The sequence below is a fragment of the Bacillus cereus group sp. RP37 genome (assembly GCF_040459695.1).
Classification (GTDB): Bacteria; Bacillota; Bacilli; order Bacillales; family Bacillaceae_G; genus Bacillus_A.
Genome location: NZ_JARVHP010000001.1, coordinates 2119130 through 2133311, shown reverse-complemented (window position 1 = coordinate 2133311; position 14182 = coordinate 2119130). Strand labels below are relative to the sequence as shown.

Sequence of the window (14182 nt, the reverse complement as noted above, 5' to 3'; positions counted from 1 at the left end):
CTTATTTTAATACATACACCCACTCGATTGTATCTCCTGGTTTAACTGTTACTACACCTGCACTATGGTTTGGAAACGCACCGTTCACACGATATTTCCATCCACTAGTAGCTGTAATATCTTTTTCATATAAATCATTAATCCCTTTTACATAAACATCGCCTTTAGATCCACTCGCATCCACATCTAAACCTGTACGTTGCAATACTTTATACACTGTATCGCCTTCTTGTACATCCATCTTTTTCGCACCTAATAAGTATCCTTCATTACCTTTTACTGAGATCGTAACTTGTTTTGCTTGTGGTTTTGGTGGTTCTGGCGGATTAGGTGGCACTGGTTTCGGTGGTGTTGGAAGAGTAACTTCGTTTCCACCTTTATTCGGATCTTCTTTTTGCTCCTGCTTCGGTGTTTCTTTCGGCTGATTCACAACCTTCGCTTCTTCTTTTACTTCTTGCGCTTTCGGTTGTTGCTGTTTCTCTTCTTGTGCTTTTTGCTGTTCTGGTTGCTTAGTAGCAGGCTGTTCCTGCGGTTTCTCTTCTTTCTTTACTTCCGGTTGTGCCTGTGTTTTTTCTTCTTTCGGCTTCTCTTCTACTTTTTGTTCTTGTTTCTCTTTCTGGTCGTCTTGCTTATTTTGCTCTTGTTCAGCTTGTTTCTCCTCCGGTTTTTCTTCCGGTTTCGCTTCATCTTTTTTCTCTTCTTGTTTTGCTACCTCTTCTTGCTTTGGTTCTACTTTCTTCTCAGGCTTTACAGCTGCTTCTTCACATCCGGCAAGTAACCCAAGTGAAAGCATGAAAGAAATAAACCACTTCATCTTACTCATGTTGTCTCTCACCTTTCATATTAAAAATTAGGAGCAAATGATTGCTCCTAATTTTTGTTAAGCTGCTTTACGTCTCCATAATACATATGCAGAAGCAATACATAATACACCCATACCTACTTCTGTAGCTGCACTATGAGAAGATGCTCCGGTTTTTGGTAGCATACTACCGTTTCCGGACTTTTTATTTTTAACCAGTTCGTTATCAACAACAACTTTTAGAGTGTCATCTCTCGTTTCTTGTTGTACTTGCTTTTGTTCTTCTGGTTGTTCAGTAACTTCTTTTTCTACTACAACATTTTCTGAATCCACATTTGGTTTCGTATCGATTTCAGGAACAGATACATTTGACCAGTCATAAATCGATTTTTCAAGATCTTTAAACTGAAGTAGTGCTAATAACGCTTGCTCTGTAGCCATCCCGCTACCGTTTTGATCACTTGGTAACCATTTGAATTCACCATTTGGAAGTTGATATGACAGTAGATTTTGCACTGCCTTATGTAGACGGTTTTGATCTACATCTTTCACAAGTGATAGTCCAATAATTGCTTGCGCAACACTATTAGAGTTTTCTTGTCCATCAGCAGAAAAACCACCATTTTCTAGTTGCTCTTTATATAAATAGGCAACAGCTTTTTCTACAGCTGTCTTCACATCTGGTCGATCTTGATATGGAGCTAATGCTGATAAAACCATACCTGTTACATCAACGCTACTAGCACTGTCTTTACTGCTTGCGCTATCGTAAGTCCAGCCGCCATCTGTATGCTGTGAGTTTAAAAGCGCATCTACTAAAGCAACTCGATTCCATTTTGAATTCACTGGCACTTCATATTTCTTCGTATCAAATGCAAGTAAAGCAAATGTATAACCTGTAACAGAATTTACTTTATCTGATTCATACAATTTTTGAACTAAATTATGTTCGCCAACCTTTGTAGGGTCTGCTTGCATTGCATTCATCATAATAATCGTTCTAGCTAAATCTGTCGCTGAAAAACGGTTAATGCGCTTTTCTACTTTTTCAGTTACTGACTTAACATAATTTAATTTCGCCTCAATTGGAACATTCTTTCCAGAAAGAGAAAGGCCTAAAGCTACCCAATCACTTTCAATTCCATCTTGTAACATCTTTTCAGATGTCTTAGAGATCGCGTCATTTACTTTCGCTGCTGGAACTTGAATGTTCTCTTGCTTTGGTTGTTCTATCTTTTCATCATTTGTTTTTGGTTCTTCTGGTTTTTCTTGTTTTGGATCATCCGTTTTTGGATCATCTGTTTTTGGTTCTTCTGGTTTTGGGTCATCTGTCTTTGGTTCTTCTACAGTTTTACAAGTACCAAATTTATCTAATGTTTGCTGTAATGTTTCCTGGCTCATATTGCTCCAGTCTGCAACAAAACGAAAGACAACAACATCTCCAGACTTTAATTTATAACTATCTGCTCCAACTTCTGCAGATTTATCATTTACATCATACAACCAGCCGCTTGTGTCCCCAGCCATTAAGCCGTCAATGCCTTTAACATACGTTCCAAACGACATCGTCTCTGCTGTTACTTTGTCCCCCATGACTTTTTGCAGCAAACTTAAAGCTGTTTCCCCATCTGTAATTTGCTCTTCTTTCGGACATAACATAATGCCCTTTTGTGATTCACCAATAATTGCAAGTTTTGCTGTATTTCCTTCAGCAAACGTAATATGTACTGTATTCGCAAAAGAAACAAATACAAGTGTAACTGCCATTAACGACGTAAGCAGCCATTTTTTTAACATTGCCATCCCAAAATTTCCTCCCTTACTACTATTCACACAAAAAAAGGCCCTTCAAGGGCGTGCAATTGACACTCTTTTTTTGTAAGTGTCGAACAAACTGTGCAACACCTCCTACCCGCATCATGCGCGGCTATATTTGTATAGGAAAAATAATTTTGTTTATGAACGTATCATTGCGATAACATTCACTTTTCTAGGCACTTCTTACTTCCATTTCAGTTATCGTAAAACGATAAACCTATACATTCTGTAAATTATAAATTTCTGTATTATTTTACTATTGACAAAGAATTTTGTCCATGCTTTATCGGATTTATTTTCTAAGAATAGTAACTTACTAGCCTTTAACGATGCAAACTCTTTTCACTAATAATGACGCCATCTTCATCCGCATACACATATTCATTCGGCTTCCATTCTACTTGTCCAAATTGCAATGAAATATTTCGTTCTCCTTTCCCTTCTTTTACACTTCTATTTGGTAATGTCCCTAACGCTAAAATACCTATATTCATATTCTTTAGTTCACTAGAATCACGAACATAACCATATACAATAATTCCTGCTAGCTTTCTTTCCTCCGCAATAGCTGCCAAATTATCACCAAGTAACGCACAATTCGTAGATGCTCCGCCATCAACAACTAATACCGTTCCTTCTGGTAGTGTTTGCAATCCTTCCTTCACTAGTACATTATCATCCTTCACTTTTACCGTTGCAATTTTCCCGTGGAATTGTTCTTTCTTCCCAAAAGACCGAAAAGACTGGCGACATATTTGCAATTCATTTTCAAACTCATCACATAGATCCGTAGTTTTCCACATCTTTTTCCCTCTTTTCCTTATTCTTTCTATATAACATATTCTTGGATTATTTTCGTTTCCCTGTCTAATGTTGCAAGAATTTGTATGTGCAGAAAAAGGACAGAAAAACTATTGCCTTAGGAAGCAACCTTTATTATAATCGATTTCACAGATAAGTTTCAGAATATTAAAAATTAACCAAGTGAAAAAGGAGGAGTTTTATGCAATTACAGACTGAGGCAAAAAAACAGCCGCGTAAACGAAAATTTAAAATGCCTGACGCGTACGTACTACTATTTTTTATTGCCTTACTTTGTGCAATAGCTACATATTTCGTTCCTGCTGGAGAGTTTAAAAGAGTTACAAACGGGACTGTTACAACGACAATACCAGGAAGTTATCATTCTGTTCCACAATCGCCGGTAGGATTTGTTTCTTTTTTTACCGCTATTGAAAAAGGAATGACCCTTGCTGCTCCTATCATCTTTTTAATTTTATTTACAGGTGGAGCTATTGCCATTCTTGAAAAAACAGGTGCTCTTGACGGTTTAATCTATCATGTGATTAACAAATTTCGTAATCAGCAATTACTTTTCATTTGCATTGTCGCCGCACTCTTTTCTATTCTCGGAACGACTGGTATTATCGTTAACTCAGTTATTGGCTTTATCCCCATCGGCATCATCGTTGCACGTACATTAAAATGGGACGCTATCGTCGGCGTAGCAATTATTTATTTAGGCACTTATGCCGGTTTTAATGCTACTATTCTATCTCCCTCACCTTTAGGCATTTCACAAAAAATTGCAGAACTTCCGATGTTTTCGGGGATTGGTTTACGCACGGCAATTTATATCTCTTTTTTAATTGCTACCATTTTATATATTAATTGGTACGTAAAACGTTTAAAGAAATCGAATAAAGGAAGCATTCTCGGTGACAACTGGTTTCCAAGTAATGCTCTTTCAAGTGAGAAAAAAATAGAGAAAACAGAAGTTCCTTGGACAATACGTCATAAATTAATTTTACTCGTTTCAGCTTTATCATTACTTGTATTTTTAATAGGTGCTTTTCGTCTACATTGGACAGACGCCGAAATGACCGCTACTTTTATTTTTATCGCAATTACAGCGGGAATAATAGGTGGTATGAAAGCAAACGATATCGCTTCTACTTTTCTAGCAGGCTGTCAAAATCTCATATACGGCGCTTTGATCGTCGGAATGGCTCGTTGTATTTCAGTCATTCTAGAACAAGGCAAATTACTTGATACAATTGTGAATCAACTCGCACAGTCTCTCGAAGGACATAGCCCTATATTTGGCGTTATCGGTATGTATGTAAGTAGTGCCGCATTACATTTCCTCATTTCATCCGGGACAGGAGAATCTGTTATTTTCATTCCGATATTAGCTCCATTAGCTGATTTCATGCACATTACACGCCAAGTTACAGTACAAGCTGTTATGCTCGGCGAAGGTGTGGTAAACTGCCTCAATCCAACTTCCGGTGTTTTAATGGGCGTACTCGCAGCGAGCGGCATTTCTTACGGAAAATGGATTCGGTTTATGGCTCCTCTTGCATTCATCTGGTTTATCATCGGACTTATTTTTCTTATTGTTGGCGTGAATATTGAGTGGGGACCTTATTAAAAGACTCATATTATACTTAACTTGATAAAATATCTATTCTATTCCCCTCTCCAATCCTATAAAAATCACTTATTCTAGTATAGATATAAATAGGGATTGATCATAGTGATCAATCCCTTCTCTCAAAGTAAAATACCTTTAAGTATTTTAGTTCCAAATTTTATTTACCCATTCCGGATGATCAATAAAAGGATTACGATTATGTTGATATTTCGTAAAAATCACTTCATTACGCTTTCGCTCTAAATCATCTACCGGGTCTTGTTCATTCCATTTTAGTAAAACGGATAGTTTGCCCATGTATGGATCTTTATTGTTATTCACCTTTTCATTTAATTCTAAGTCTATTTCCCCATTGTCTCCTTCATAACGAACAGCCATGTAAAATAGCATTCTAGCGATATCTCCTTTTACACTATCACGAGGCTCCCAAGAATCACTATCATATTTACATTCTGTCGCTTCCGAATGATTCACGCCACCATTATCAAAATCCAGATTTCCACGTGAACTATTTACAGATACATCCGTCGCTCTTAAATGATGCAAATCTGTTCCAGCTCCTGCAGTCGTGCCAAAATCACCGTGTGATTTTGCCCAAACATGCTCTCGATTCCAATTATCCACTCCTGAACCATTCGTAAGTTTCCCTTGCGAACGCCCAGTATATAAGAGTATCACATTGTTTTTATTATTTGGATCTTCATCAGTATCTCTTAGCGCTTCCCAAACCGCACTGTATGATAACTTTGTATGATCATCAATAATATTATGAAGTTCCTTCTTTAATTCTAAACCCGTTTTTCCTATTGCATTATTATAATATGTATCGTCATAGCTTTTTACAGTAATCTCTTGTGGTGATGCAGAAGCTACTTCACCGTGTATGATATCTGTGAATGATAGAGATGCAGTACCTAAAATAAAAAATGAAGATAGTGTAACCATAGCAAGCTTTGTATTCCGAAACTTCATATACCCATTTCCCCTTTAAAATATAATTTGAAGCTATTAACTAAAAAGAACTTTCTATCCCCCCAAAACTTTTAGAAAGCCATACCCACCCTTTTCTTTTTATTTAATACAAAAACTCTATTGAGTCTGTATCATTTCCCCACTTTGGTTTATCTACTTTTCAAGCAATTTCACTTTTCACAAGGAATATCCTTCTCTAGTAAAGATTATTAAAATATTCCTTACAATTAAAAAGTAGTTTAATGTTAACTTATATATTTCAATTTTTTTATGCAATTATGCATATTTGATAAATCGTTCAAAAAACATTTTGAATAAAAATTAAGATGATAGTTCGACTTTTCCTTTTTCTATAATTGTCTTTATTTTTTGGTGTAAAACCCTTCTTCCTCTGAAGAATAAGTACAAAAATAGATTGGATACCATGTAGGCACCAATCTATTTTAATTAGAGAAACTGTGTCAATTCTGAGTTCACAACACGTTGTGCAGTAATGATAACACTTTCAGCTGTTAGTCCATAAACACTATATAGTCCACCAGGTTGATTAGGAACAATTTGAACTTCATATTCAAATGCTTGTCCAAAAGCAGGATGAACTAAACTTAGAGTTGCAAAAGTAGAAGCATTAGAATTCACATTGAAGTTTACCTGTTCAATTAATGCTAATGAACCGTCAAGTCTAAAAACTCTAGCTACTCCAGTAAGTGGGCCCGCAGTACGGTTAAGGATCTTCACCCTAACTCTATTTGCATTAGCAGGTTGATTTCCTACGTTTTCAATTGGTCCTGTAGTAAGAGCCATATAACATCACCCCCATTATATTATTATGATATTCAATGATACACATTGATGTTATAGTTTAATTACCCAATTTATTTCAAATAAAAAAGCTTGTTTCTTATATTTTTTATAAGAAACAAGCTTTTCTTTTTCAACTACCATTCCTAAGATAAGTTCATCAATCTCGGAAACTTTTAAAGTTACTTGACGTTTATGTTGGGACAGAACTACTACTATTTATTTTGCATCGAATCTATATACTTTTTAACTACTTCATATACATATTCTTGATTTGCCGCCGCTGTATTTGGATTGTATTTTCCGCCGTTTGTTTTATTGTTTGATAATACTCGAATCCCTAAAAATGGTACGTCATAAGCTTTTGCGATTTGCGCTGCTGCAGCGCCTTCCATTTCTTCTACAGATGTACCGTATTTTGTATGGAACCACTTAATTCTATCCACTTCATTATTCCAAAGATCTGCTGAACCTATAGTCCCTTCAACCACTTTACCTTTTGTATATTTATCTTTTACCGCATTAGCTGCTGCAAGTAAATCCTTATCTCCTTCGTAGTATCGGATTTTCTCAGCATTTGGATCTTCTCCTGCACTTCCTTCAGAAGCCATTAAGTCCATTGAAATCCATTTTGTCGGTTCAATCCCTTGATTCTCATCCATATTTGTTGTTTTTAATGAACCTATATTCGCGACTTTTTTTCCTAAAACAATATCAAATACATGTAATTTAGGATCATGTCCACCTGATGTTCCTTGGTTAATAATCGCTATAGGCTTATATTTTTCAATAGCCACTGCTGTAGCGGCTGCTGTATTTTCCATTCCTTTACCTGTTTTCGCAACAATTACAGGATAATTGTCGACAGTGCCTTTATAAAATGTAAAAGTTCCAGACTTTTCTTCCTTCACATTTTTTAACCTTTTGGCAAACTTCTCAGCCTCTATCGGCATTGGCCCTTGAATTAAGATTGGTTGTTGATTATTTTTTGCCTCTACTACTTGTTTTGGACTTGCATTACACCCCGCAAGTATTGAGAATGACAATACCGTAGTAGTTACTAGCGCCGCACACTTTTTCAGCATATTGTTCTTCATAAATAATCTCCTCTTTCTCTTGTTGTTTTCTATACTCGATGCTTTTGGTCCAAACAAAAAAGTTCTAGAAATTGTAGAAAAATCTCTACTTTCTAGAACTACGGTAGTCAAAGTTAATTAAGCAAAAGATAAAACAATTGCCAAATTATAGATCGGTAGCGCTCATTGAACAGCACGGCCGAATACTTTAACCCGTAGTCCAGTTCTTTCATTGGGAACTAGGTAGAAACGCTCGGACCATATTACCGAGTATATACGAGTGATGATGTGTAAAATTATTATATTGGTAATATATCAAACTTTTAGTGTACACGCAATCTAAATGTGAACATTTTTATCAAAAATGTCTAAAACGTTCGTTTTTAAAACTAAAACCAATAGGTTTTTTCATTATACAGGGGATAAAAACACAAAAAACTTACAACGCAAATACTAAACTAGATTCACCTACAACAACCGAGCGTATATCAACAATTGATTTTCCTCACTTCCACCTTATATTGAGTTGGAAGTCTTATTCCTCTCGTATTGCGAGATAAAATGCGCCTCTATCCAATTCACAATTATTTCTTCTAGCATCGGGTGAAGTGGCTTTCCCGCTCCCTCTTTATAGTTCTTTTGAAGCTCTAATACTTTAAAATCTCTTTCAAAACTTTTTAAACTATGATCCATATTTTTTATTACATGTACTGCTGAATCACCCTTCACATAATGACCAATTCGCTTCATTTCCCATAAGCTATGACGGTAATTACAAAACCTGAACACTACAAGATTATTATCTACTTTCATTGTTATACCAAACGTTACCTCTTATAAGACGGATTATATGAGGGGCGAAATAAATAGGAACACCAAATGTTTGGCTAAACCAAACCGAAATTCATCTCCCACCTACCGCTAGACTATCGCCTTTCACACGCCCCAGGAAGGAGACTCCTTTCGGATAATACGTTAACACTATGCAACTCTCTACCTAGTATTTCACCGTTATCTTATAATAATGACAAAAAGGATTGATTATAGTAATCAATCCTTTTCATTTTCATCGCTCAAAACTAAATCTCTGCAGCTAATAAATTGTACTCATTGTCAAAAGAAGCATGGATTCTATGTCCACCAAATAAATCTCCATCATTATATTCGCAATATATATCATTTTCTCTCATTACAATGTCCATCAGAGTAATAGACCGCTCAAATGTTTCTTTCGTCATATCATATTCTCCTGCATCTACAGCATCCCAATCTAAATGTTCATCATTCTCATCATATTCAGGCCAAAAATCATTTTTATACTCTATTAATTCTTCCGCTATAGCGACCTTAGCTTTTTTATCAAATTCCTCTAAACATACATAAAGCTTTTCTGCTCTTTTCATCATTTCATGTACATGTACACGTTCATTTCTAATATCCAATTCCCAATGTACTTCTCCTTCGTTTTGTTCATATGTATGAAAAGTTTCATTAAAGATAAACATTCCAATCAATTCACTTTTTATTGATTTTTCCATGATTTCATTTCCTTTCTATATGTGAAAGAGATACTGTTATATTTTAAGTAGTTATAGCGTTGACTTTCATATTATATAAAACCTGCATTATGGAGAAAGTAAAACTTTAATTGAATTGCAGTGAAGTATCCTATACTTCACCCCTCTGCCGATAAAACAGCAACCCCCTCCCGTTTTGGGAGAGGGTCAATCCTTATTTTGTTTTTCTAACAATTGAATAATCCTATCTAACTTTTGCTCAACTGGACTTTGCTTTTTGCGATTACTAGTATGCAAAATTATACGTATAATTCCTCCCAACAATACACCGATAATCAATGCGGTGATGGCGTAATAAATACTAGTTCCTAAAAACATTATCCAAACCCCTTTTTCCTTATTATACCATCCGGAAGATGTGATTTGTTGCGTAATTTCGATTGTATCAGTTATTCATGATACGTTAACATAATGTCTCATTGATGCTAATACATTTCCACACCTCTTATTATTAACACACAGGTCTTCTACAGGTCATCGCTCTCCCTTCCACTCTCCTCAAATCTGCCTAATTTTGATGCGTAAATCTTACTGCCCGGCAAATAGCGGGAGACATTTATTAATAAAAAGTCAAAAACACTTGAAGTTGACGTTGGGTCATTTTATATACTGTTAAGTAGCTACTATTTAGCAATTTCATAAAAGAAATTAGAAAAATAGGAGGTTTTCAGATGAAACAGGGCGATATTATTATTTATGGATGTGTCATTATAGGTGCAGGTATTGGACTATCACTGGATCATGCATTTCCTGGTGCACTGATTGGATTAGGAGCAGGCTACTTACTTAAAATTTTTTTTAGTAAAGAAGAATAGATGTGGAATGAAGAAAATAATCGTTAACGATAGAATCTCAACGTACAGAAAGGTAGGTTTATCAGTTGATACACATTAATAAAGTGGGAGAACTAACAGGCGTTACAGTAAGGACACTGCGTTATTACGATAAAATCGGATTATTAAAACCAGCATCCAAAACAGAGGGTGGCCATCGTTTATATACAAATGAAGAAATAAAAAAACTTCAGCAGGTTCAATTTTTAAAAAAGGTTGGATTTCCGTTACAAGAGATTAAACATATGCTCGACTTCAATAAGTGGGATTGGTCGGATAGTTTAAAGAGTCAATTATCTTATGTAATAAATGAGCAGGAAAATTTAAAGAAAATAGAATTATCCTTACGGGAAATGATAAATGGAATTGCGATAGAAGGAGAAGAAAGCTGGATCGCGATTCAGAAGATCATGCAATTATCCAGCAAAGATAAAGAGATACAACAGTATTATCGCGAATCTGTATTTAAAGAAAAAGAGATACAACTATTGTCAAAGGTTCCTAAAATGGCAAGTGACTGTTCTAATTCACTTGAATGGATTGCTCTCATAGGTCAGTTAAAGCGTTATATGAAGGACGGACCAAAAGCAACGAAAGTCCAAAATATCATAAGAAGAATGGAGGAAAAACGCTTAGAAGAATTTGAAGGTGAGGATGAATTTATAGATAAACTTTGGGAGATACGGATGTCTCCAAAACAATCAGAGAAGCTGAATTTATATCCAATTGATCAAGATGTGCTTCAGTTTATGAACGAAGCATATGCCATTTTCATGATTGAAAAGAATAATCCTAAGCCGAAATAAGGGGGCACGAGCGATGGGTACAGAACAACTTCTCCTAATAGGCGGATTGGCCATATTGGACACGCTAAGCCCTACTACAATAGGAGTAACAATATATCTACTTTTAACAGATAAAGAGAATCTTACGAAACGTTTATTCGTTTATTTATTCATGGTAGCAGGATGTTATTTTGCTGTTGGAGTTTCACTCATGTTAGGATTAGATTTTTTGTTTAAGTTTATTTCTGGCGTATTTCAAAACCGAATCGTAAGCTGGTCGTTCTTTATTATTGGAGTCATATTATTCATCGCAAGCTTTTATATTCCACCTAAGAAAACTTTAGAGATCCCTTCCCCAAAATCAAAAAGTATTTTTTCAATGATTGCGCTAGGATTCACTACTACTACTACATTAATTGAAGCGGGGACTGCATTTCCTTATTTTGCAGCAATTGGCATACTTACTACTTCTAATCTATCATGGATAGAATGGTCTTCTATTTTAGCAGGATACAACTTTATTATGATACTGCCCTCTCTCGTGCTGTTTCTCTTCTATCTCCTATTTGGCCGATGGATGCAAAAACTCCTCGAGAGACTTCGAATGAAAATCGCTAATAGTACAGGATCAGCTCTGTCATGGATTATGTGTATAGTTGGCCTCCTCCTAATATTAAATAGCCTGGATTATTTATAGGGTGTTTTACCAAAGTATTAGAAAAGATCTTATTAGCTCAAAAGTAATGTTAAACGAATTAGAGTATTTACAATAAGGAAGGGATTATTATGCTTGAAATTACTAATGTAGAAGAACTTACACTTACAGGCTCAGGCCATACCAATCCTTCTTTTACAGGCAGTTACTCTCCCTTCCCTCTTCCTCATATTCATCTAATTTTGATGCAGGATAAAATTCGTATTCATCCAATTCGTAATTATTTCTTCCAGCTGCGGATGAAGTGGCTTATCTGCTCCTTCCACATAAATCTTTTTAAATTCCAACGCTTTAAAATCACCTTCGAAATATTTCAAGGTATGATCCATATTTTTTATTACATGTACTGCTGAATCACCTTTCACATAATCACCAATTCTCTTCGCTTTTTCAGGATTTGCCTGAAAGTCTTTATCACCAGCAATTGCTAGTACTGGACATGTTACTTGTTGTAAATCTTTATAAATATCATGCTGAAAATGCTCTCTAAACCACTTTGCATTCATTGGCTTAAAACCAATTTTCACAATATCTTTTTTGGAGTTTATCATTTTCTCTGTTGCCTTTTGTGCCTGCTTTTCTCCTCGTTTCTCAATATTGAGAAGACGCATTAACTTTCCTTTTATTCCTTTTTGCTCTTTTAACTCCTTATAAATAATCTCCCTTTGTCTTTTCGTAGCTTCTTCTAATGATTCCGCAGCTCCCGTAAGTAATAAGAGCCCCTTAACTGGTGTTCTTGCGTTTACTACCGTCGCTAACATACATCCTTCACTATGACCAGCTAAAATGATATTTTCCGGATCAACAAATGGTTGTTCTTTTAAATACATAATCGTAGCCTCTATATCACTAACTAAATCCCACATTCCAGTCTTCAGAAATTCTCCCTCACTCTTTCCTACTCCGCGCTTATCAAAACGGAGCGTCACTACTCCAAGCCTCGCCATTATATGTGCTAAATCTTTATATATATTCGCCGCAAGCTTTAGCGGTAATATCGTTCCATCACGATCAATCTCTCCAGATCCAGCAATAATGACAACCGCAGCATACTTCCCGTCAGCTTTCGGTTTAGTAATCGTACCGAGCAAGGTAAATTCACTATTTATCGCTACTTCACATTCGTCAAAAGCCATAATTTTTTCCTCCCTCTATTCTTTTATATCTAATTTAAATTTCAAACTCACTATTATATTTTTATACTCTCTTATATCTTTCATCGGAGTGAAAACTGGATTCTCTGCAATACTTTGTAACATGCTCTTTTTTATAATTTCTTCATTTCTAACCGTTTTAGCGCCGAGCGGAAATTCTGCAAACCATTCATCAATCGCATCAAAATAGGAATCGCCGTGTAAATGCAGACTATTTACTGTGAAACTAGCTGCACAAACTGTTGCGTATTTCTGCAACATTTCTAATGCTCTTTCAAAATTCCCTTGCATGCAATATACTTGTGCAGCAGCATAGTATACTTTTAAAGTCATATTAGGATGTAGTTTTTCTATTTCATACACGTCTATTAACATAAAAGCTCTATTTAAAATTACCTCTACCTTTTCAGCGCTTGAGGCATTTAATATTACATAATTCGGTATTGTCGCAACGAGTTGTATTAAATGTTGGTACATACTAATTTGCATCATTTCATTCGCCTTTTCAGCATTCCCAAGCATTTGATACGCCTGTGCGATTAGATCTTCCTCTGGAAAGTTAGGACGTATCGTTTCGCCAAGTAATTGAAGCACCTCATTTGGTCTATTGAGTATAAGATAGCAAGTTGCTTGAAACGATACCGCCTCTTTCACAAGAGATACATCATCACTTTCTTCTTGCACCCTGCTAAAGAGATACATTGCTTCTTCTAAAATTTCAATTCTTTTATCCGTATCCTCAGTTAACGTATGGTGGTTAATAAAAAGTAGTCCCATTTGAAGTAATAATGGAAAACAAGAATAATATTTTTTAATTATTTCTCTGCACTCTATCATTACTTCATCAAACGGTTCTTCACTAAAAGCTTCCGCTAGTCGATGATATAAATTTTTAATATTTTCCTGCTCCATTTGTGGTGTATAACTAATTAGTTCATCAATACTTATGTTAAAGTACGATGCTAATAGTGGTAAAAATGTAATATCCGGATAACTCTGCCCCGTCTCCCATTTGGAAACAGATGCCTTCGTAATACCGATATACGCCGCTAACTCTTCCTGTGTAATTCCCTTTTCTTTTCTCTTATCCGCAATGATTTTATGAATCTGAATCTCTCTCACTGTATCACCTCATACTTTTATTATATGTACTATATTCTATACAAAATATGGATTTAAAGTCGACTTTCGTTAACAAAATCAACTGTTAGG

The 14182-nt window shown here is 35.6% G+C and carries 14 protein-coding genes, 1 pseudogene and 1 riboswitch; of the genes and pseudogenes, 4 read left to right on the top strand and 11 right to left on the bottom strand.

The features are described from left to right. Position 1: 1 nt before the first annotated feature. The 3 genes from QCI44_RS11290 to rraA form a co-directional block, all read right to left on the bottom strand. A complete protein-coding gene (locus QCI44_RS11290; RefSeq protein WP_353811130.1) occupies positions 2-823 on the bottom strand; it encodes a DUF4430 domain-containing protein in 822 nt (273 codons plus the stop codon). Positions 824-880: 57 nt separating this feature from the next. Next, on the bottom strand, positions 881-2605 hold the full coding sequence (locus QCI44_RS11285) for a DUF4430 domain-containing protein (protein WP_353811129.1): 1725 nt from the start codon (positions 2603-2605) through the stop codon (positions 881-883). A gap of 338 nt (positions 2606-2943) precedes the next feature. Next, entirely contained in the window at positions 2944-3423 is a 480-nt protein-coding gene (gene rraA, locus QCI44_RS11280) for a ribonuclease E activity regulator RraA (protein ID WP_016087063.1), read from the bottom strand. Between the two features lie 200 nt (positions 3424-3623). Between rraA and QCI44_RS11275 the strand changes: the two genes are divergently transcribed. Beyond that, a complete protein-coding gene (locus tag QCI44_RS11275; RefSeq protein ID WP_098413123.1) occupies positions 3624-5054 on the top strand; it encodes a YfcC family protein in 1431 nt (476 codons plus the stop codon). Positions 5055-5201: 147 nt separating this feature from the next. Here QCI44_RS11275 and QCI44_RS11270 read toward each other — a convergent pair whose 3' ends face one another. From QCI44_RS11270 to QCI44_RS11245, 6 genes and pseudogenes are all read right to left on the bottom strand, one after another. Next, entirely contained in the window at positions 5202-6029 is an 828-nt protein-coding gene (locus tag QCI44_RS11270; protein WP_016135002.1) for an endonuclease I family protein, read from the bottom strand. A gap of 447 nt (positions 6030-6476) precedes the next feature. Further along, a complete protein-coding gene (locus QCI44_RS11265) occupies positions 6477-6833 on the bottom strand; it encodes a hypothetical protein (RefSeq protein ID WP_001229419.1) in 357 nt (118 codons plus the stop codon). A gap of 212 nt (positions 6834-7045) precedes the next feature. Next, positions 7046-7927 carry a 5'-methylthioadenosine/S-adenosylhomocysteine nucleosidase gene (locus QCI44_RS11260; protein WP_353811128.1) on the bottom strand — a complete coding sequence of 294 codons (882 nt, stop codon included), beginning with the start codon at positions 7925-7927 and terminating at the stop codon, positions 7046-7048. 175 nt (positions 7928-8102) lie between these two features. Continuing rightward, positions 8103-8206, bottom strand: a riboswitch (purine riboswitch). Between the two features lie 216 nt (positions 8207-8422). Next, positions 8423-8653, bottom strand: a pseudogene (locus QCI44_RS11255) (hypothetical protein); the annotation flags it as partial. A gap of 332 nt (positions 8654-8985) precedes the next feature. Next, positions 8986-9444 (bottom strand): DUF2262 domain-containing protein, encoded by a 459-nt coding sequence (locus tag QCI44_RS11250; protein WP_016087058.1) that lies wholly within the window; start codon positions 9442-9444, stop codon positions 8986-8988. Positions 9445-9630: 186 nt separating this feature from the next. Beyond that, a complete protein-coding gene (locus QCI44_RS11245; RefSeq protein ID WP_016087057.1) occupies positions 9631-9801 on the bottom strand; it encodes a DUF4083 family protein in 171 nt (56 codons plus the stop codon). Between the two features lie 353 nt (positions 9802-10154). Between QCI44_RS11245 and QCI44_RS11240 the strand changes: the two genes are divergently transcribed. From QCI44_RS11240 to QCI44_RS11230, 3 genes are all read left to right on the top strand, one after another. After that, positions 10155-10298: a hypothetical protein gene (locus QCI44_RS11240; RefSeq protein WP_016087056.1), complete on the top strand. Its 144-nt coding sequence runs from the start codon at positions 10155-10157 to the stop codon at positions 10296-10298. 65 nt (positions 10299-10363) lie between these two features. Next, positions 10364-11122, top strand: coding sequence for a MerR family transcriptional regulator (locus QCI44_RS11235; protein WP_016087055.1), 759 nt, complete (start codon positions 10364-10366; stop codon positions 11120-11122). A 13-nt stretch (positions 11123-11135) separates the two neighbouring features. After that, positions 11136-11798 (top strand): GAP family protein, encoded by a 663-nt coding sequence (locus tag QCI44_RS11230; protein WP_353811127.1) that lies wholly within the window; start codon positions 11136-11138, stop codon positions 11796-11798. A gap of 194 nt (positions 11799-11992) precedes the next feature. Here the strand turns inward: QCI44_RS11230 and QCI44_RS11225 are convergent, their stop codons facing one another. Together QCI44_RS11225 and QCI44_RS11220 are read right to left on the bottom strand one after the other, a co-directional pair. Next, a complete protein-coding gene (locus tag QCI44_RS11225; RefSeq protein ID WP_098486231.1) occupies positions 11993-12952 on the bottom strand; it encodes an alpha/beta hydrolase family protein in 960 nt (319 codons plus the stop codon). 15 nt (positions 12953-12967) lie between these two features. After that, the gene (locus QCI44_RS11220) at positions 12968-14092 is read right to left on the bottom strand and encodes a helix-turn-helix domain-containing protein (RefSeq protein WP_353811126.1); all 1125 of its coding nucleotides are present in this window, start codon (positions 14090-14092) and stop codon (positions 12968-12970) included. Between the last annotated feature and the right edge of the window lie 90 nt (positions 14093-14182).